The 20,532-nt window shown below is 55.0% G+C and carries 19 protein-coding genes; 8 read left to right on the forward strand and 11 right to left on the reverse strand.

Translation table 11 applies throughout. The features are described 5' to 3' along the window. Positions 1-135 precede the first annotated feature (135 nt). The 3 genes from DFQ01_RS01310 to DFQ01_RS01320 form a co-directional block, all read right to left on the reverse strand. The gene (locus tag DFQ01_RS01310) at positions 136-2,016 is read right to left on the reverse strand and encodes a PAS domain-containing sensor histidine kinase (protein ID WP_110042070.1); all 1,881 of its coding nucleotides are present in this window, start codon (positions 2,014-2,016) and stop codon (positions 136-138) included. Between the two features lie 164 nt (positions 2,017-2,180). Next, a complete protein-coding gene (locus DFQ01_RS01315; protein ID WP_110042071.1) occupies positions 2,181-4,172 on the reverse strand; it encodes a GTP-binding protein in 1,992 nt (663 codons plus the stop codon). Between the two features lie 177 nt (positions 4,173-4,349). Beyond that, positions 4,350-4,592, reverse strand: a complete 243-nt coding sequence (locus DFQ01_RS01320; RefSeq protein ID WP_110042072.1) for a hypothetical protein — start codon at positions 4,590-4,592, stop codon at positions 4,350-4,352. 412 nt (positions 4,593-5,004) lie between these two features. On the opposite strand from DFQ01_RS01320, the gene DFQ01_RS01325 reads away from it, so the two are divergent. The 5 genes from DFQ01_RS01325 (at position 5,005) to DFQ01_RS01345 (ending at position 10,859) form a co-directional block, all read left to right on the forward strand. After that, positions 5,005-6,774: an ABC transporter ATP-binding protein gene (locus tag DFQ01_RS01325; protein ID WP_110042073.1), complete on the forward strand. Its 1,770-nt coding sequence runs from the start codon at positions 5,005-5,007 to the stop codon at positions 6,772-6,774. Positions 6,775-7,075: 301 nt separating this feature from the next. Then, the gene (locus DFQ01_RS01330; RefSeq protein WP_110042074.1) at positions 7,076-8,128 is read left to right on the forward strand and encodes a Glu/Leu/Phe/Val dehydrogenase dimerization domain-containing protein; all 1,053 of its coding nucleotides are present in this window, start codon (positions 7,076-7,078) and stop codon (positions 8,126-8,128) included. A gap of 323 nt (positions 8,129-8,451) precedes the next feature. Continuing rightward, the gene (locus DFQ01_RS01335; RefSeq protein ID WP_110042075.1) at positions 8,452-9,030 is read left to right on the forward strand and encodes a GNAT family N-acetyltransferase; all 579 of its coding nucleotides are present in this window, start codon (positions 8,452-8,454) and stop codon (positions 9,028-9,030) included. Between the two features lie 183 nt (positions 9,031-9,213). Next, positions 9,214-10,059 carry a Gmad2 immunoglobulin-like domain-containing protein gene (locus DFQ01_RS01340; RefSeq protein WP_110042076.1) on the forward strand — a complete coding sequence of 282 codons (846 nt, stop codon included), beginning with the start codon at positions 9,214-9,216 and terminating at the stop codon, positions 10,057-10,059. 305 nt (positions 10,060-10,364) lie between these two features. Continuing rightward, positions 10,365-10,859 (forward strand): hypothetical protein, encoded by a 495-nt coding sequence (locus DFQ01_RS01345; RefSeq protein WP_110042077.1) that lies wholly within the window; start codon positions 10,365-10,367, stop codon positions 10,857-10,859. 74 nt (positions 10,860-10,933) lie between these two features. Here the strand turns inward: DFQ01_RS01345 and DFQ01_RS01350 are convergent, their stop codons facing one another. Next, positions 10,934-12,355, reverse strand: a complete 1,422-nt coding sequence (locus DFQ01_RS01350) for an MATE family efflux transporter (RefSeq protein WP_110042078.1) — start codon at positions 12,353-12,355, stop codon at positions 10,934-10,936. A 436-nt stretch (positions 12,356-12,791) separates the two neighbouring features. Between DFQ01_RS01350 and DFQ01_RS01355 the strand changes: the two genes are divergently transcribed. After that, the gene (locus tag DFQ01_RS01355; protein ID WP_110042369.1) at positions 12,792-13,679 is read left to right on the forward strand and encodes a lipoate--protein ligase family protein; all 888 of its coding nucleotides are present in this window, start codon (positions 12,792-12,794) and stop codon (positions 13,677-13,679) included. An 80-nt stretch (positions 13,680-13,759) separates the two neighbouring features. Here the strand turns inward: DFQ01_RS01355 and modB are convergent, their stop codons facing one another. From modB to DFQ01_RS01390, 7 genes are all read right to left on the reverse strand, one after another. Continuing rightward, positions 13,760-14,425 carry a molybdate ABC transporter permease subunit gene (gene modB / locus DFQ01_RS01360; RefSeq protein ID WP_110042079.1) on the reverse strand — a complete coding sequence of 222 codons (666 nt, stop codon included), beginning with the start codon at positions 14,423-14,425 and terminating at the stop codon, positions 13,760-13,762. Between the two features lie 90 nt (positions 14,426-14,515). Beyond that, complete coding sequence (gene modA / locus DFQ01_RS01365; protein ID WP_425452346.1) at positions 14,516-15,301, reverse strand: molybdate ABC transporter substrate-binding protein; 786 nt, start codon at positions 15,299-15,301, stop codon at positions 14,516-14,518. 309 nt (positions 15,302-15,610) lie between these two features. Then, positions 15,611-16,102: a threonine/serine exporter family protein gene (locus tag DFQ01_RS01370; protein WP_245946472.1), complete on the reverse strand. Its 492-nt coding sequence runs from the start codon at positions 16,100-16,102 to the stop codon at positions 15,611-15,613. A gap of 35 nt (positions 16,103-16,137) precedes the next feature. Next, entirely contained in the window at positions 16,138-16,905 is a 768-nt protein-coding gene (locus DFQ01_RS01375) for a threonine/serine exporter family protein (RefSeq protein ID WP_110042081.1), read from the reverse strand. Between the two features lie 27 nt (positions 16,906-16,932). Continuing rightward, positions 16,933-17,574 (reverse strand): TVP38/TMEM64 family protein, encoded by a 642-nt coding sequence (locus DFQ01_RS01380; protein ID WP_110042371.1) that lies wholly within the window; start codon positions 17,572-17,574, stop codon positions 16,933-16,935. Positions 17,575-17,662: 88 nt separating this feature from the next. Next, complete coding sequence (locus DFQ01_RS01385; protein ID WP_110042082.1) at positions 17,663-18,637, reverse strand: phosphotransferase; 975 nt, start codon at positions 18,635-18,637, stop codon at positions 17,663-17,665. A gap of 61 nt (positions 18,638-18,698) precedes the next feature. Then, positions 18,699-19,478 (reverse strand): YheC/YheD family protein, encoded by a 780-nt coding sequence (locus tag DFQ01_RS01390; RefSeq protein WP_110042083.1) that lies wholly within the window; start codon positions 19,476-19,478, stop codon positions 18,699-18,701. Positions 19,479-19,720: 242 nt separating this feature from the next. On the opposite strand from DFQ01_RS01390, the gene DFQ01_RS01395 reads away from it, so the two are divergent. Further along, a complete protein-coding gene (locus DFQ01_RS01395; RefSeq protein WP_174812883.1) occupies positions 19,721-20,116 on the forward strand; it encodes a VOC family protein in 396 nt (131 codons plus the stop codon). Positions 20,117-20,154: 38 nt separating this feature from the next. Continuing rightward, a partial coding sequence (locus DFQ01_RS01400) for a cupin domain-containing protein (RefSeq protein WP_110042085.1) occupies positions 20,155-20,532 on the forward strand: 378 nt, incomplete at its 3' end.

The following is a 20,532-nucleotide window of genomic DNA, read 5'->3' on the forward strand; positions in this document are numbered from 1 at the left end:
ACGGGGTCTTAAGCCTTCGTACTGGGCAGCCTTGCCGAGAGGCTGCCCATTTACTTCCGATCCTTCCGCCACCTGTATTATATCCAATAATGATAATTATTATCACCCCATACAATATATCTGTTGAAGCACAACTTAATGCTTCAACAGTTTGCCTGACAACAACTCCTGCTTCTGCTGCTTGATTGGCAGCGTTACGGATACCGTCGTTCCGACACCCACCACACTATCGAAATGAATCGTACCTCCATGCCGTTCCACAATGCTGGCTGTCATCATCAGCCCGAGCCCGTTGCCTTTTTCCTTCGTTGTATAGAATGGCTCTGTCAGCCGAGCCAACTGCTCTGGCGGCATACCTTTTCCTTGGTCCTTCACGACGACTCGTACGTTGTCCTCATCCGCTCGCTCAATGCAGACCTTAATGACCCCGTTCTCCTCCATCGATTCGATTGCATTCTTGAGCAGATTAACGAACACTTGCTTAATTCTTCGCTGCTCGCATTCAATTGGCGGAACAGGATCGAAGAGGCGTTCGATTTCGATGCCTTTCATGACAGCCTGCGTACTAAGCAATTCAATAATATAATCAAGCAGCTCATCCATCGGGTAGAGGGCGAGCTCCATAATCTGCGGCTTGGACAACACAAGCATCTCATTGACGATAAGCTCGATACGATCCAACTCACCCTTCATAATATCCAGGTACCGAAGCTCCCTTGTCTGCAGGGCAGGCTCAATGAGACGAATGAACCCCTTCAACGAGGTGAGCGGGTTCCGAATTTCGTGCGCTACGCCGGCAGCCAGCTGCCCGATCATCGACAGCATCTCCGAGCGGCCGAGCAAGTCTTTCGTCTCCCTCAGCTCGCTAACGTCCTTCATAATAATGGCGAAGCCTTCTTGATCAGGAAAAGGAATCATGGACAGCAGTCCCGTCATGATCGTACCATCGCCACGTACAACGTCGATCTCCTGACTTTGGATGCCGCCGCATTGTATGAAGCCCTTCAATTGTTCATCCGAGTGTGCAATCGAACGGGCGAAAGGCATCTCCATCAGCTTCATCGTTCCTAGCGCCTGAGCTTGATTAGAATAGCCAAAGACGCGCTCAAACGCTGCGTTCACTTGACGCACAGATCCATCATTATGGAAGAAGCCGATGGCATCCGGATTGTAGGCAATGAAGCTTTCCAGCTCCGCCTTCGCTTCCCGTACTTGGCGATACGCCTCCTGCTGCCCGGTGTGGTCACGTAATATTGCGATCCAGGTAGCCGATTTATTCTGCCCGCCAGCCATTGGCGTGATCGACAGCAGCATGTTGAGAGGCGTTCCGTCCTTCTTCAGCCGCAGCGTATCAATGACGAGAGCCTTGCCCTGTTCGATAGCAGTCTGACAAGCGCCCTGAAGCTCCAGATGATAACCTGGGGGAATGAATCCGCACTCATCGCTGGATAGACCTTCTACTTCTTCTCGTTCGTATCCGAACAGCGCCGTGAACGCTGGGTTCACTCGAGCCACTCGTCCATCCGCATCCCAAATGACGACCGGATCAATATGACGGTCAATAAAGGCTGTCATATGGTAGTTGAGAAGCTTGACCTCGTCCTCCAGGCTATGCGTTTTCGTGCTATCCTGTACAATTCCGACACATCGCTTTGGTCCAAAAGCTTTGAATCTCGTATGCAGCCAATGGGTCTGGCCATTCGAGCGAACGACGCGAAAATCGAGCGCATGTACAGAGCAAGAGTCTGAAGCGATGCGATAATAGTCCTTAACCTTATCCAGATCATCTGGATGCACCTGCTTAAGCACCTGCTCCAGCGATAACCGTTCATCTGCTCCTATGTCGAATAGCACATAAAATTCTCTCGTTCCATGGAAACGGCCGCTTTCCAAATCATATTCCCAGCTGCCGAGCATAGCCATCCGCTGTGCATCGCGCCGCAATTCGTGCTCCTTCACACTAAGAAGCAAGCTAGAGATAACTCGTCGAAGCTTGGATAACCATCGTCTCACCATCAAGTCCTCCTGGGACGCCGCTGTAAGTTACACGCACCACAACATAGATGCTATTTATATTCGATTTATACCGGGTATCTCCTTGCTTGTTAGAAAAATTTACATATGTAAACGGAGCCCAGCGTTTCGACATATTTCTTCCATATTCTGCTGGAACGCTGCTATTAAGACAGAGCCTTACGAGCCGCCAATATATACTTCGCTTGATCAAGCGGATTTACGCCGCGCCGCTGCCGCTGGGCTGTAACATCAGGCGGACATTCTTGATATCCATGGAAAAAGGTCGATAGCGCCCCTCTCCCTTTCGTCATGGCACCCAGCCTTGCCGGAAAATCGAGCGAGGTCGCCACCGGCAGCAGCCCCTCAAGCTCCATCCGTCCGTTATGAAGCGCTGGCGGCTCAAACTCCGCTCGCATGATCATCAACTCGTTCATCACTTTGCCGCCGAATTCCTCCGGCACAGACAAGCGGAATCGTACGATCGGCTCTAACAGCTGCGTGCCGACTCGATTCAACCCATCCATAATCCCCATCGGTGTGGCCACAACGAAGTCGAGTGGATGGGTATGCCATACATGATGCTCACCCTCAACGAGCGTTACCTTAAGGTCCGTGACCTCCCAACCGCGCAGCCCTTGCTGCAGCGCTTCTGGGACGCGACGTGCAACCTCGTTCTGATAGCTCTCTAGCAGGTGCTCGCGCCGGGCGATGGATGAATAGACGAGACCACTGCCGCGCTCCCCGGGTTCGATCGCGAAGCGTAGAATAGCCCAGCACGGCTTCGGCATCAAATACGCAACATAGCCTTCGCCCGCCGATGCCGGGGTTTCCTTGTAGATGACCGACGGCGCGCCGAAGGTGACATCAAGTCCGAACCGCGTGCTGATCAGCTGTGTCAGCACTTCGATCTGGATCGGCCCCATAACCTTCAAATGCAGCTCTCGCTCATCCTGCAGCCACTGCAGATCGAGCAGCGGATCTTCATCAGCCAGCTCTTGGAGCGCTGCGACAACGGCCGGATAAACCGCGTCGCTTGGCCAGTGCGCTTGCACCGTAAGCAGTGGTACCGCAAGCTGCGCGCTGCCTGGCACCAATTCGGGCGAGCCGATAATATCGCCGATCCGCACTCGTCCCCAACCATACACCGCTGCGATATCACCAGCCTCGACAACGCCAATATCTTCGGAACGCCGCCCCTCTGCTGTACGAATCTGCGTTACCTTGTCATTCGTCTGCTGAGTTACGTTCAGCACCGTGTCCCGATTGCGAAGCTTACCGCTGTACAGCCGAACGTAAGCGACGCGTCCCATCACGGCGTCCCGCTCCAGCTTGAAGACGACGCCAGACAGTGGTCCGCTTGCGTCTCCCTGCGGCGGGGGCAGCAGCGACACCATCGCATCAAGCAGCTGTTCAATGCCGATGCCTCTTGCGGATGCGCCGAACAGCACCGGGTAAAGCCCTGCCTCGCGGACGGCTGCTGTGAGATGCTGCTCGACCTCGCTCATAGAGAGCGAGCCGGTGTCCAGATAACGCGTCAGCAGCGCTTCATCGCGTTCAGCGATCGATTCAGCCAGCATCGTCCAATATAGCGATGCATCCGGCGCAGGCTGATCTGGTGCGAGCAAACTGCGAGCGCCAGTGAACGTCTCTTCTGCGCCGATAGGTGCTTGCACCGGCACAGCGGCCGGCGTCAGCAGCCGGCGAATTTCGGCTAGCACCCGCTCTGCATCCGCGCCGATACGGTCCATTTTGTTCACGTAGATGAGGGTCGGAATGTGCATCTCGCGCAGCGCCTGCCAAATGACCTCGGTCTGGGCTTGTACGCCCTCAGCCGCCGATACGATAAGCACAGCTGCATCCATCACCCGCAGCGACCGTTCCACCTCTGACAGGAAGTCGACATGTCCCGGCGTGTCGACCAGATTAATGCGGATGCCGTTCCATTCGAACCGCGTCACTGCCGCTCTCACGCTAATGCCGCGCTGGCGCTCAACCTCCAGCGAGTCGGTCTGCGCCGTCCCTTCGTCTACGCTGCCTAACGTCCTGATGCGGCCGCTTCGGTAGAGCAGCTGCTCGGTCGTTGTTGTTTTGCCTGCGTCGACATGGGCGAAAATGCCGATATTGCGTATCGCTTGTCCGTTGCTGACTCGTTCCATCGTGTGCTTCCCCTTTGTATATAAGCCCGCCAATGCGGCAGCTTGTTTGCTAGTGCTATTGTCCTCTATGGTACAACCGCTTTCGGCATGCGTAAAGTTGGGTATTCTTTACCTCATTTCAAAAATGAAGAACGCCGCCGGTTGATCCGGCGGCGCATGTTCAGCCTCTATCCGAAATTAGCGGCGGCCTCTTGTTCTGCTGCCACGAGTTGCGCCTCTCATCAAGCCCATGTTTACGTCGCGTTCAACGACAACGTGCACATGTTTAGGGCAAGGAACGCAATGATGACGTCTAATGACTTCAACCGTGTGGATAACCTCATATTCTTGCGGGTAGTAGAAATCTTGGTAGACTTGCGTTGGGTCAAGCATCACCGGATCCAGCTTCGTGTTACAAGGGTTATGATGGCAATTCGACATTCTCGCTGCCTCCTAAATAATTGATTTTGGTTATAGTCTATCCTATGCAATTCGTCGATCCTCGTATGGACGTACCCCCATCAGCCATTGCCTTTTCTGCAAACGTCCTGCCGCATTCCGTTGATTTATCGCACTTTCATGCGCGGATACCATCATATGCCTAGCGCCTGTACAAGATAGATAACTATAAAGATTCCGCTAGAGACTACGACTGCGCCTTGATTTAGGAGAATGGCCTAACACCACAATTGTGCTCCTGTCGGATAGGTAAATGCGTATTGTGGAACATAAATCACCAGCTGACTCCGTCTCGCGAATGAGTCAACTTTCATCCCTGTGTGCGATTACCCCCGCCTTAAGTCGTGTCATAATAGAGCTAGTCTATTACGCATGCAACAAAGGAGTAATGCCTATGTCATCCAAACCCGCTTCATTTACCAAGAATCCACTCAAAGGCTGGGTCCCCTTCTGGCGGCTCATTCGCGAGACGAAGCCGTCGCGTTCAGCGCTGGCAATTGCACTAACATTAAGCCTGTCGTCGACGGTGACTGCCCTTATCGTTCCATTATTTACGAAAAATGTCGTCGACAGCTTCTCGCTTTCCTCAATCGGCGTTCCTCAAATCAGTCTGCTCGTCGTCGCGTTCGTCATTCAAGCGGTTACGGCTGCTATATCTACCTATATGCTCGCCCGCGTTGGCCAACAGGTCATCGCCGGATTGCGCGAGCGGCTGTGGCGCAAGCTGCTGGCGCTGCCGGTAACGTATTACGATAATCATCAAACCGGCGAGACGGTCAGCCGTATGACCAACGACACTGCCGTCGTCAAAGGGCTCATCACGGAGCATATGACGAGCTTTATTACAGGCATTATCAGCATCATGGGGTCCGTCGCGATTCTGATCGCACTCGATTGGCGAATGACACTTGTTATGCTGACGGCTGCCCCGCTGCTTATGCTGGTTATGGTGCCGCTTGGGCGGAAGATGCATCTCGTGTCCAAAAGCATGCAGGACGAGACCGCCCAGCTGTCCGGCGTGCTCAGTCAGGTGCTGTCCGAAATTCGGCTTGTAAAGGCATCCAATGCGGAAGATCGAGAGTTCGAAAGCGGCATGAAGGGCATCCGCAATATGTTCAAGCTCGGCCTATCGGAAGGCAAGGTGCAAGCGCTGATCGGGCCGCTGATCTCGCTCATCATGATGCTCATGCTCGTTATCATCATCGGATACGGCGGCTTCCGCGTATCCTCGGGTGCTCTATCTGCCGGCGACCTAGTCGCATTCATTTTGTACTTGTTCCAGATCATGATGCCAGCAAGCCAGATCGCCATGTTCTTCACCCAAATGCAGAAGGCAATCGGTGCCACGGAGCGAATTAACGAGACGCTCATCGATACGGAAGAAGTGTTGGAGACTGGCGTTGTGCTGACAGGGGCCAATAAGCCGATTGTTGCTGATCATGTCCGGTTCACTTATGAGAGCGGCGGCGAGCCGGTACTGGATGGCATCAGCTTCGTCATCCCGCCAGGCAAAGTAACGGCACTTGTCGGCCCAAGCGGCGGCGGCAAAACGACATTGTTCTCCATGCTGGAGCGGTTCTACACACCAACTGAAGGTACGATCCGGCTTGGCGAAGAGCCAATCGATTCGTATTCGCTTCGCTCGTGGCGCGCTGCAATTGGTTATGTCCAGCAGGAGAGCACATTGATGACAGGCAGTGTTCGAGACAATATCGCCTACGGCACGGAACGCGAGGTAAGTGAGGAAGAGATACAACGGGCGGCTTCGATGGCCTATGCCGATCGTTTCATCGACCAGCTGCCGAACGGCTACGAGACCGAAGTTGGCGAACGTGGCATCAAGCTGTCCGGCGGTCAGCGGCAGCGGATCGGCATCGCCCGCGCGCTGCTGCGCGACCCGTCCATTCTAATGCTCGATGAAGCAACATCGAGTCTGGACAGCGAATCCGAGCACTATGTACAAGAGGCGCTGCGCAACCTGATGAAGGGCCGCACAACGATCGTCATCGCTCATCGGCTGTCAACCGTCATCGATGCCGATCAGCTGCTGTTCATTGAGAACGGCCGTATTACTGGCCGTGGAACACATGCCGAGCTGCTCAGCAGCCACGAGCTCTATCGCAAGTTCGCTGAACAGCAGCTGCAGGCGCAGACTGTACAGTAATGGGCCGAGATTCGGAACCCATGTGAAAATCACACAATTAGCCCCGTTGAGGCCGAACGGGGCTGTTTCTGATGCATGAAAGGCAGTGGAATGACGCACAACGTACGGGAGCGCTCGGATATGCCGTACATTTTGCAACGAATGTCCTCGATTGCCGGTTGAACACGCCGTAGCAGCTGTCCTTTCATCTGAATAGGATGCTAGTAACGCAACCTGCGCGCGCCTGCTGCTGATCCTGCAGCTTGGACATCATGGATGTCCACGTGCGACGAGGAGCTATAGGGCCAAGGAGTGAGCGCCGATGACTGTATGGCAGGAGCTGGACAAGGATGGATTCGAGCAGTTCATTTGGTGCCGCGACCAAGAAAGTGGTTTACGGGCCTTCATTGCAATACACAATACGAAACGTGGTCCCGCGCTGGGCGGCTGCCGGCTGTGGCCGTATGCCAGCGAGGAGGACGCCGTAGCAGATGCGATGCGTCTCGCACGTTCTATGACATATAAAGCTGCCGCTGCCGGGCTCGCCTACGGCGGGGGCAAAGCAGTCGTCATCGGCCGCGCCGACGATCCCCGCAACGAGCAGCAATTCGAGGCGCTCGGAAGGTTCATCGAGCGGCTCGGCGGCAGCTATTGGACCGGTGTTGATGTCGGGACAACCACTGCACATATGGATGCGGTAGCCCGCTTCACCAGCTATGTAACCGATATGACCGGCTCACTAGGCGGCACAGACGATTGGACTGCGGATATGACAGCGTATGGCCTGCTGCACGGAATGAAAGCAACCGCCAAGCGCATCTACGGCACAGATCGTCTGCACGGTCTGACGATTGCTGTTCAGGGACTAGGCAAGGTCGGGTGGGCGTTGTGCCGCTATCTGCATCGTGAAGGTGCAAGGCTCATGGTCACCGACCTCAGTATGCGGCTGGTCGAGCAGGCCGTTCTTCAGTTTCAAGCTTTGCCGATTGCGGCGGATCGCATCTATGATGTACCTTGTCATATTTGGGCCCCGTGTGCGCTTGGCGGCATTCTGAACTTGTCTACGATCGATCGGCTGCAGTGCCGGATCGTGGCAGGATCAGCGAATAATCAAATGGCGTCTCCACAGCAGCTGCACCTGGAAGCTTTGCAGCAGAAGGGCATTGTGTATGCACCGGACTACATTGTGAATGCTGGCGGCATTATCGCTACGGCAGCCGAACTCGATGGAGATGGACCTCGCCGTATCCGAAGCCGCGTCAAACGAATCGCTCACACGCTGGAGGAAGTGTATCACCTGTCTGAGGCTGAAGGCATCACTACAGCTGCAGCAGCGGATCGGATAGCAGAACACGCCCTGCATTCTTATGAATAGATGGGTGCTCGTCGTGGTCATTGGCACTACCGTGACGATCATTCGGCTGAATGAATGCCAAGAGGCGCCTGCAGCAATTGCTGCAGGCGCCTTTTCTCTTGTCTATCACATATAGGAAAACCGCGCATAACGTTAGATTTAATCACAATCTAACCTTTCCTGTAGAAACGATAAAATTGAGATTCTGATGTGGTAAGATAGTAAAACCCTCATAGGCTGGTTGTCCCTTTTTTTCTCGCGGGCACAGTCACATCCGCTGAACAGAATCATATTGTAGAGCATAACGGGACAACATCTAGGATAACGAGCAGAGGAGCTAAAACATGGACAAGTTGAACATTCGAGCTGCCACCATTCATGACGCGGAGCCGGCCGCCAGACTCATCTATGAAGCGATTCACGACATTGCCTACCAGCTGACTGGCGAGACAACGGCAGAGGACGCGCTGAGCGCATTGGCGGAATTGTTCCGCCAGGAAGGCAACCGATTCAGCAGCAAGCAAATACTCGTTGCAGAGGTCGAAGGAAGCGCAGCCGGCATCATTTTGTGCTACCACGGGAGCGAGGCGGACAAGCTGGATGCCCCCATAGCAGAACGTCTTCGGCAGCGTACAGGCAACCCGAACCCCCAAATTGATAAAGAAGCCGATGAGGATGAGTACTATATCGATTCGATTGCTGTCTTCCCCGAATACCGAGGCAGAGGAATTGCGAAAGCGCTTCTTGCTGCGGCGGAGGAAGCGGGGGCGGCGCTTGGGTACGGACGCATCGCGCTTAATGTCGAGTATGGCAACGACAGTGCAGCTCGTCTCTATCGATCGATCGGGTATGAATCGGACAAAACGATTACGATCAACAACTCGTCGTTCTATCACATGGTCAAACCGTTAACGAGTCTCTAGCAGGCTCATCTAGTTGAATCCGCGGCATGATAACATCCACTGCCGCATACAATAGACAGCTTCAAACAGGCTGCTGCTCATTTCTGCTTCCCATCGCAACAATGGACAAACCTTCCGTCGTCTCTTCAAGTAAGCTAGCAGCTGAACAAGCAAGCTGGACCCCAGTAATGGAGGTGGATGTAGATGGCAAGAAAATATCATTCGTCCTGGTGGCTTCTTCGCGCCGCGCTCGCCCTTATCCTCGCTTTTATCGTTGGCGCAGCGGTCAGCTGTGCCCATTCGAACAGCAGCACGGCTGACCCTAACACCGATAACCCGCCTGCGGCAGCATCCGACAAACCGGTGAATGGCAGTCCTGACGACAATGGCTCCGGTACAGCTGTGGACCAAGGCAGTCAATCAACCACTGGCCAAGGTGCTGGCTCCAACGAAGGCAGCGTTGTCACTGTGGGTGGTGGAACCGACATTGGAACTGGCACAGGCAGCAATCCAGGTGGCAGCACTGGCGAGGACAAAGACCCGGTCACCAGCAGCGGCGGCATTACGGATACGGACAGCGGTACTGGCGGGGCCTCTAAACCAACAACCGGCAGCGACTCCGGCAGCACAGCGACACCAACCAAGCCAAACCATACGCCGTCAAAGCCGGTGAGCAGCAATACGAGCGGAAGCAAAGAACCGGTTATAGTCGCAAAGAACGAAGCGTTCCGAATCTATGCGCCTGCGGAGGATGCGGTTGTCGGGACTACCTTCAAAGTGACGGGCGAAGCGCGTGTGTTTGAGGCTGCATTCAGCTACTCGTTCGAGGACGGACATAACGTGCTTGTCGAAGGCCATGTTATGGCTGACCAAGGCGCGCCGGAATGGGGCAAATTCGAATTCGAGGTCACCTTCAAGGAAGCGACCAGCCCTTTTGGCATTCTCGTCATCTACGAGAACAGCGCGAAGGACGGCAGCCGTATTCACCAGCTCGAGATTCCGGTTCAATTCGCCGACGGCATTGTAAAGCCAGTGTCGGGGGAGGAATAGGACGGTCGGTTCAGTCAGTAACCCCGATCAGGTCACGAGCGGAAACGTCTTGCTGTTCGGTTCATCCTTCAAGGCTCACCGCCGATGCGGTGAGCCTCTTCCATTTGCCATCGCGATTAAATCGTTCGCTAATGGATCACACGAACGATTGTTTCCAATACTTAGAAGAGTCTTGTATGCAACCTTTTAGCGCCCCGCGCTCGTCTGTAGGGTTATATGGAATCGAAGAAAGGGTGACCTTCATGCCTATCCATCGTCTTCGGGCTTTCCGCCGCTTCTTACATGGCTCCATAGGAGCCGCTATAGTGCTTGCTTTATGCCTGCTTGCAGGCTGCGGCAGCGCCGATGATACCGGAAGTCCGTCCAAAGCGGCGGATTCGAATACAACCGTAGGCTCGCAGCCTTCAACGGCGGCGCCTGCCACCACCCCAACAGCGCTCGATGAGCGTAATCCCTATGAGGTTGCTGGGATCAATGATCCCCAAGCATTCGAGCTGATGTTCACTAACGTGCAGCAAGCGATCGCCGCAGGCGATCAAACGCTCGTCGCAAGCTACGGGAACTACCCCATTCGCGTGAACTACGCGGATGGCACATCGGAGCAAGTCGCCGATGCGAAGCAGTTCGTCGCGAGGTACGATAAGATCATCACACCATCCGTCGTCCAAGCGATGAAGGACCAGGCGATCGATAATCTGTTCGTTAATTGGCAAGGTGTAATGGCCGGCGCGGGACAAATGTGGTTCGGCGCCACTGACGATTCGCCGCAGCGTTACGGCATTATCGCTATCAATCCGTAAGCATCGCAATGGGTTGCCGCAGCAGCACAAAAAAAGACTATCCAACGACGTGACGTGGATAGTCTTTTTGTATTTTACACCGAAACCTCAACCGGAGCGCCATTAACTGCAGTCGACTTCGCGTCAGGGGTTTGCTTCACAAGCGCGTATTTCTCCCAACGACGGGACTTCCAGCGGAAGGACATAATAATCGCGCGGAGCCATTCATCCGACGCAATCGCGAGCCAGATGCCTGGCAGACCCATGTCGAGCTTGAATACGAACAGGTAACCAAGCGGTACGCTGATACCGACCATCGTCACCATGCCGATCCAAAGCGGGTACTTCGCATCCCCCGCCGCGCGGAGCGAGTTAATCAGTATGATATTGATCGTCCGACCTGTCTCCAGCACGATGCTGTACAGCAGAATATGTGCGCCAATCCGGATAATTTCATTATCGGTGGTGAACATACTGATCAATGGATGACGGAAAATCATGACGAGTGCGATGACGCAGAGCGAAACGATCGATGCCGAGCGTACGCTCAGCCAGACGCGCGTATACGCCTGATCCTTCTTATTAGCACCGACTAGACGACCGACCAGAATCGAGGTGCCGATTCCGACCCCGAAGGCGAATAGGAAGATGAACATCGAAATATTTTGCGCATACTGTCTTGCCGATAGTGCCTGATCGCCCAAGTAAGTCGCGTAGAACAGAAACACGAGCTGACACGAGTGGTACATCACTTGCTCCAGTGCAGACGGAACGCCGATCCGCAAAATCTTACCGATGTACTCTTTCGTCAGGTTCCAGTAATAACGGAATTGAATGCGTGCCCGCATGACGCGGTAGAGCAGCCAGAACAAGACGACAACCGCTAATCCTCGGCTAATGACGGACGAGATTGCAGCGCCTTGAACACCGAGCTCTGGCGCACCCATGTTGCCGAAAATCAGCATGTAGTTGCCGATAATGTGGACGACGTTCATACCAAGTGAGACGAGCATCGCTTCCTTCGTGAAGCCGTGCACCCGCACGATTGCAGCTACTGAGTTCACGATAGCCTGTAGAAAAATAAATCCGCCCACGATGCCGAGGTAATCCGTTGCATAAGTAAGCGTGTCGCCATGCAGGTTCATCCCGCGCATCATGATGCTGCTGAAGATGAGGAAGAAGCCGCTGATGATAACCCCGACCATAAGGTTGAGCGTGACGGCAACCGCCGAAATGCGCGATGCTCCCTCATAATTGCGTGCTCCGAGATACTGCGCGACGACGATGGATGCGCCGTTGCCGATAACCTCCAGGATCAGTAACGCGATGGTCAAATATTGGTTCGACGCGCCCACACCGGATACCGCTTTGTCCGACAATGCGCTTAGCATGAACGTATCGGCGATCCCCATCAACATAAAGAGGAAAAGCTCTAGAAATATCGGCCAGGTCAGCAGAAACAGATTGTTTTCGCGCGATCTGTCCTTCACCTTCCCTGCCGCTTGCGTACTACTCATGGTGTCTTTATCTCCTATCCATTCGTTCGTGTTTAGTTCGTGATCAAAAGCGGACTTTTGAACGACCTCTGAAACATTCTATCTATAGTCATAGACGGTATCGTACCATAGGCTCCTGCCGATTGCACCGTTATTCAGAGTGGATTTTATATGTAGTTTTGGTGAAATGATTGCTAATTTTTGATGTAAACGCACACATTGGCAGAATCGTTCCGAACACGCTTCTAACACGCCCCATTATGCTTTACTATAGAAGCAGCAATCATAGGGAACGGGACAATGAAGGGATGACGGAGACGATATGGACGCTTGGGGACAAAAGGAATCGCAGCCGCTTGCGCGGAGCGAGCGCGATGCTTGGACGGACGAGAAGGTGAGCTCGGGGGAAGTTGGCGGCAGCATTTCGGCATCCGCGTATGCCGATGATTATAAAGGCATGCTCATCTTGGACCGCATGAACGAGGGGCAGCCGAACACCGACCCCCTCTACTCGTTCGCGCTCGATGAGCTGCTGTGCCGGCAGGCCGGCGAAGGCGGACCGCCGATCGTGCACCTATGGCGCCATCCGTCCGCCTTCATCTTAGGGCAGCGCGACAGCCGGCTGCCGCATGTAGAGGCGGCATGCCGGCAGATCGAGGCGCAGCACTATCATACCGCCGTCCGCAATTCGGGCGGCGCGGCGGTGCCGCTTGATCAGGGCGTCGTGAACGTATCGCTGATCGTACCCATCGGCAGCGCTTCGGGTATGCGATTCAACCACGATTTCGAGCGGATGTACGAGCTAATCTCGCTTGCCCTGTCGTTCACCGGATGCCGGGTGGACAAGGGCGAGATCGTCGGGGCGTACTGCCCGGGCGACTATGATCTGAGCATCGATGGGCGCAAGTTCTGCGGCATTGCGCAGCGCCGCCAAGCGAAAGCGCTCATCGTGCAGGCGTTCGTCGTCGCCGAAGGCTCCGGCAGCGAGCGTGCAGCGCTTGTTCGCGCGTTCTATGACGCGGCGGCGGGAATCGGCGAGGCCGATGCTGGTGCAAGCGGCGAAAGCCGCGTCGGAGTCGACGCTGACGATGGCGGTCCAGCAGGCAGCAGCGGAGCGGCGCCTGCTTCGCATCCGATCGTCGTGCCAAGCAGCACCGCCAGCTTGGAAGAGCTGACGACGATCGGCGCCGATGCGGCGCGGACGTTCGCCGAGCGCGTGAAGGATGTCATCCGCGCGTGCCAGCAGCAGGATGCGGTGGCTGACTCTGCCACACGGCTTAAGCTGCCGCCAGCCGATCAGCTCGAGGCGATGATCGCTTCGCTGCACGCACGGTATAAGCGGTAGCCGACTCGCGCTGCATGCTAATAACGAAACAAGGAGCCATCCCCGATCAATTGGGATGGCTCCTTTTGCTCATTCACTGACTATGTGTCCTTCGTAATCCGATTGGAAATGAGCAGCATAATGAAGGACAACAAGATCATCGAACCCGACCATGCCCACGCCATCTTCATGCTCCCGCCGTCGGAAGCGACGTAGATCGCAGTTGGGATAGTCTGCGTACGGCCAGGTATGTTACCCGCAACCATAAGCGTCGCTCCGAATTCGCCGAGCCCTCGGCAGAAGGCTAACAGGTACGCGGACGTCAGCTCACGACTCGCGAGCGGCATCGATATGTACCGGAACACCTGCCACTCGTTCGCGCCGTTCGCACGGGCGGAATCCTCGAGATTGCGGTCAACGCCCTCGAAGCCCGTCTTCATCGAGCGATAAGCGAGTGGGAAGGCGACAACTACCGCAGCGATTGTGGCAGCCCCCCATGTGAACAAGATCGGGCCGCCCGCGATCGCCTCGTACGCCTTGCCAATCCAGCTGCGGCGTCCGAGCAGGACGAGCAGCAGCAGGCCGACGACAGTAGGCGGCAGCACGAGCGGCAGCAGCAGGATCGTCTCCAGTATGCTTTTACCGAAGAAACGGACTCTTGCCATCCACCATGCCGCTGCCAGCGCACAGACGAATATAATAACGCTAGCGACTAACGATATTTGAATTGAGAGCCCGATCGGCTCGAAGAAGGTTGACCAATCCATGCTACCACACCTGCCTGCCGCATCCTTAGTCGACCAATGATCACGAAGCTCCTCAAGAAGCTTACTCCGTGCTGATTGGTCTTTAATAAATTAGCCTAGCTTAAATCCGTATTTCGTGAAGATGGCATCTGCCTTGTCGGATTGCAAATACGTATAGAATGCCTTGGCCTCTGCTGCATGCTTCGATTCCTTCACCACACCTGCCGGGTACACGATAGCCGTATGTACATCTGGCGCGATATGGAGCGCAATCTTCACTTTTTTCGACGTTAATGCATCCGTCTTGTACACGAAGCCTGCATCCACGTTGCCCGTCTCGACGTACGTCAGTACTTGGCGAACATCCTTCGCGTAGACGAATTTATCCTTAAGCGTATCCCACACGTTGCGCTTGGTTAGCGTTTCTTGCGCATATTGGCCGGCTGGCACGGATTCTGGTTGTCCGATCGCGATTTTCTTGATCGACTTGCTCGTCAGCTGCTTTACCGTATTGAATGTCAGCTTCGAGTCAGATGGCACCACCATAACGAGCTCGTTCTTCAGCAGCGTCTTATGATCGCCGATCAGGTCTTCCTTCACGAGCGCGTCCATTTGCTTCGCACCTGCTGAGAAAAATACGTCTGCCGGAGCACCCTGCTCGATTTGCTTCTGAAGCGTACCCGATGACCCATAGTTGAATGTTAGGTCGATATCACTATGCTGCTGTTCATACAGCTTCTCGATCTCATCGAGACTGTCCTTCAAGCTTGCTGCTGCGGAGATAATGAGTTCCGTCTTGCTGCTAGCGGCTTCTGCCTGCTCGGCTGGTGCATAACGTGTTGGAAGTACCCCGGTGAGTGTAAGTGCGAGTGCGAGTAACAATAAGAATTTAGTCAACAAATGTTTCTTCGACTTCATCTTGCTTCTCCCTCCAATCCCTTATCTGTATGTATTTCAACCCGATTCTAGCATAACTAAATATAATTAGATATATCTAGTTATAACGAAATGTGATGTTTTCTAACGTTTTTATGACAAAACAAAAAAGAACCCTCACTGATTGTGATGGAACGCACGATTTGAGCCTAATACGTTATAAGTTTAGCCTCCAGCCTCCCTGCTGATGACATCCGCAAAGCTGTCCTCGTTCATTCACGACAAAGAAGCCCCCATCACCTCCTGCTTGGGCGATGATGAGGGCTTGCCTTATTGTTCCGGCTGCGGGCGGTCCGCATTCGACTTCGCCGACGACGGCAGCAGCAGCCGATTTACAACTTCCGAGAGTACGAGGCCGATGGCGATGGCGCCGGACATCATGAATGCTTTCGCCGCCAATGGCAGCGACTCGTCGTATCGATTCTGGACGATGCTTCGCATGGCGTCATAGGCGACGCCGCCGGGAACGAGCGGAATAATGCCGGCGACGCTGAAGACGATGACCGGGATCCGATAGGTACGAGCGAACAGCTGCGCGACGACAGTTACGATCAATGCGGCGGCAAGCGTCGCTGGTACAGCGTCTAATCTGCGATCGAGCAGGACGTAAGCGATCCAGCCGATCATGCCCGCAATGCCGCATGGCAGAATGGTCCGTTTCGGTACTTGGAACAGAATGCCAAACGCCGCGGCCGCGATGAAGCTTGCAATAGCTTGTCCGATCAAGGGCAAAGCCTCATGTGCATAGGTTATCATCGACATCCCGATTCCCTCCTTTTCCCCATCATCAGCAATTTCTAGCCGACATACATCGAGAGTACGAATGCGATACCTGTCCCAATCGCAAACGCCGTCAGGAACGCCTCCGCTCCCTTGGACAGCCCCGATACAAGATGCCCTGCCATCAGGTCACGCACTGCATTCGTCAGCAGCAGACCGGGGACTAGCGGCATGACCGCCCCGATAATGATGCGATCCAGCTCATGTCCGAACCCTAGACTGACGAATAGACAGGCAAGCGCCCCAACGACAACAGCCGCTAGCAGCTCGGCGAACAGCTTCGCCCGTACGTAGCGGTGGAATAGGACTAGCCCCGTGAAGCCTGCGCCGCCAGCTATTGCGGACGGAACAATATCTGCCGCCGTGCCGTTGAACATGAGCAGAAAGCAGCCGCTTGCCAGCGTAGCCGCCGCCACCTGAACGATCGGACGGTACACCGGCGGCTCCTTGTCAATGTGCTGCAGCAGCCGGCACGCTTCCTCCGGCGTCAGCTCGCCGCGGCTGATCCGCCTTGACACGTCATTGACGAGTGTCACCTTGCGCAGATCGGTCGACCGCTCATTAATTCGAATGAGCCGCGTACCCGGCGATCCGCCGTCAATCGCGAACAGAATGCCGGTCGGCGTCACGTAGCTGTGTGAGTTTGCTTTGCCGAAGGCAGCGGCGATTCGCATCATCGTATCTTCGACACGGTACGTTTCGCCGCCGTTTTGCATCATGATTTTGCCTGCCAGCAGACAGACCTCCGTTACTTGTTCCCACGAATGCTGGTCCACTCCGCTCATCGCCGCCCCCCCTTGCTGCACCGTCTCTTACTTCGCCTCGGCCTCGCCCGTAAGCTCTACAACCGTCTCTTCCGTATGGCGCATATATTTCGCCTCAAGCCGCTTCATTACAACGAGCGACAGCCCGATCAACAGTACAATATAGATCAGCAGCTCCGGATTCCGATAATAACGGCCAACGTCATGTCCAACGATTGACACCGCCAACACCATGATGCCTTTGCCAGCCGCCACCGCTAGCAGGAACGACCGGAACCGCATGCCAGCGAGCGCTGCCGCAACATTAACAACCACGAACGGTCCCACGGGAAAAATACTAAGAATAAACACGTAGCTGAACGCATTACGCCGCACCCACCGCAGCCCGTTCTGCACCTTCTTCCGCTGCGCATAGCGCTTAAGAAACGGATGATCCGCAATCCGCCGCACGAGCAGAAACGTTGTAAGGCAGCCGGCTACAAGGCCGATCCATGAATAGAGGAAGCCCAGCCATAAGCCGTATACCGCTGCGTTCACCCCGACGATGACAAGCGTCGGCAATGGCGGAACGAACGATTTCATAAACGTCAGCGCTACGCCTGGCAGCGGGCCAAGCGATCGATACTGCTCAAGCAGGTCGAGCAAATGATCCTTATCTGTCCAATAGGCAATCCAATCCGACATCGACATGTTATCGCAACCTACTTTCCGCTCAGCCATCCATATGTACGAGGCTAGCATAGCCTGCTAGTTTACCTTTTATGTAACGCCATAACGGCTAGACCCGCTCTGCGCACCGACGGAACGCCGCAGCCGCCACCTCTTGCTCCTGCTGCAGCTGCCCTCTAACCTGCGCATCGACATCCGAAGCCAGCTTGCGTTCAATCTCCTGCAGCATCCAGAACGAGAACACCGCGGAGAATAGGCTGTATTCTCGCATGAACTTCTCCTGCTCAGCGGGTACGATACCTTCCCCTGCCTGCTGCCAATAGGCTGTAAGCAGCCGCTCCCACTCCTCGTCGTTGATTGTACGAAGAGCGGTCGGCGATGGCATATCGAGCATATGATACAAGTCCCAGTAAGGGCTGTTTCGGTGCATATGCGCCCAATTCAGCACAACAAGATTACCTGACGCTGACCGTCCATAGCTGCCGGCATGCAGATCACCATGCGACAGCACGTATTTGATCACGGGTGGCTGCTGCTTCGCGATATCATACACACGCTTCACAAGCGCTGCATCCACGCCGAACACCTGCTCGTTCTCGCTAGGATACCAGTTCCAGCCCAGCGCCATGATCAGCTCTGCTGCCAGCTCCTCATAATCCGGTCTAGGTCCCCGCTCGCCACCGAGCGGCAGCCCTGCCGTCGACAAGGCATGCCAGCGCGCCATGTGCCCGATCAGTTCCACCGCCAGCTGCTCATCGAAACCATAATCGATCTGGCCCGCATCCTCATAGATGAGCGATGCCGTCTCTTGCTTCTCCACCGTCGCATATGCGAGCAAACGTGGATAGACCGGTGGCAGCTGTGGCAGCACCTCCGCGTACAACCCTGTTTCACGAGCCGCCAATGCTTGATCCGATGTCGTCTTCCGGATCACGGTCAACTCCGGCTGATCGGACTGTCTTAGCGTGAGCCGTTCCACGACCGCACCGTCAGGCACATGACCGAGCAGGGTACGCTGTATAATCGCATTCTCGCGAATCGTACCGTCCGAAGCGAGAAATGGGTTAATGTTGAAATCATTCATTGCTACCCGCACCTATTCCGTTATAATAGCCCTATTGTAGCACAGCTTGTAGAGCTGTTGTCTATTGCGCGTCATACCGGCCGTAGGCCCGAGCGAATGACATCATGCGCTGGTAGGCGGCTCGATCCAGCTTCTTCAGCGGATGAAACTGCGGATGGTTGGAGTTCACTTCGAGCACCCACAGCTTGCCATCCCGATCGTAGGCAAAATCAATGCCCATCTCGCGCATCCCCTGTTTTTTGCCGCTGAGCCAATGTGCCGTCTCCAACGCCTTAACCGTTAACTGCTCCGTCAACGTGCGGCTCTTATCCGCGTCATAGCCCTTCTCACGCAGCAGCCGCTCCAGCGTCCAAATCTGTCCGCCTTGATAATAGTTCGTGACGATGCTCCCGCTGCCGCCGATCTTCGCCATGAACCCGGTACACGTCCACGGTCCGCCCGGCCGACGCTGTACCATTACGCGAATGTCATACGGCTGATCGTCAACATGATCGATAGCGATCGCTGCCTGAATCAGCATCCGGCCCGCGCCATGCCCGCGCAGCAGCCGATACGCTTCCTTTACATCTTTCGCTTCGCGCTTAACCTGCCTGCGCCACTGCGTCGAATGCAGCATAAACCCGTTCGCTGTGCGAACGAGCTTATGGATGCCGATCCCCATCGAGCCGATGTCCGGCTTTACATAGATAGCATCATGCGCTTCCGCCATCGCAGCCAAGTTGGCCGGCGTCAGCAGCTTGCTGTGCGGTACGGACGCACGCAGCGACTCGTTTCCCGTTAAATAGCGACATACGCGAAGCTTCCCCCATATAGCTGCACTCTTGTAACGTTTGGTGTACATTCCGCTCACCCCGTCATACCTTATGCGCCCCCTTGTCTAGCTTTGTGTGCGAATCGCGCTGGCCAGAAGCATATTCCGCGTTATTCCGGCTTTCGATGCGCAATCCGCCCAAGCCAAACAAGCCCGTTTGCGTCCTCTCCCTTTCGTCAAATCCACCCCTCTCAAAAAAAGGAAGTACAGCCCATTTGCCGAATCCTTTGTTTGAAGGATTATACATTTCAAAACGCAAAGGATGGGTCCCGATGAGCACATCGTCGCTTCAAATCGAACGCGTCTATCAAGTATCAATACCCGTACAGGAAATTTCGCAGGCGGTTACATTTTATAACGAGACGTTAGAACTGCCTCTGTTGTTCCAACAGTCCAACATGGCCATCTTGTTGTGCGGCGGCATGCAACTGCTGCTCAGCGTACCAGAGTCACCCGAATTCGATCATCCGAGCTCGACTGTTTATTTCTATGTGCCTGACATTGAAGCAGCCTGCAGCAAGCTTGATTCACGCGGCGTGACGTTCCGTGGCAAGCCGCATAAGATCGCTGAGATGAACGGTGTACAGACATGGATGGTATTCTTCAACGATCCCGACGGCAACACACACGCATTGACGAGTGAAGTCCGAACCGGATCATTCGACTGAACCGTTTGCACACTACGACTTAGGGGGGTACATGAAAGATGACACAGTGGCAAGGCCGATCGGACTTCCTCGCGTCGCTCACCTCCGGTGAGCTGCTGTTCCCACGTGGCGCACAGCTTGCAATTGCAGAATGGGAAGCACCCGGCACACCGCCTGGCGAAGAGCCCCTATGGATCGCACCGCTGCACCTGCATCACCACGATGACGAAGCGTGGTATGTGCTGCACGGTACGCTGAGCGTTCGAGTCGGAGACGAGGTGGTGACGGCTAAGCAAGGCGAAGCGGTGATCGTGCCCCATGGTACGCCCCACACGTTCTGGAACCCCTCCGCGGAGACGACCCGCTATCTTATCATCATGCAGGGGCAGGTCCATCCGCTCATCGAAGCGATTCACCGCTTGGAGCAGCGAGATCCA

It is taken from the genome of Paenibacillus cellulosilyticus, assembly GCF_003182255.1.
Classification (GTDB): domain Bacteria; phylum Bacillota; class Bacilli; order Paenibacillales; family Paenibacillaceae; genus Paenibacillus_T; species Paenibacillus_T cellulosilyticus.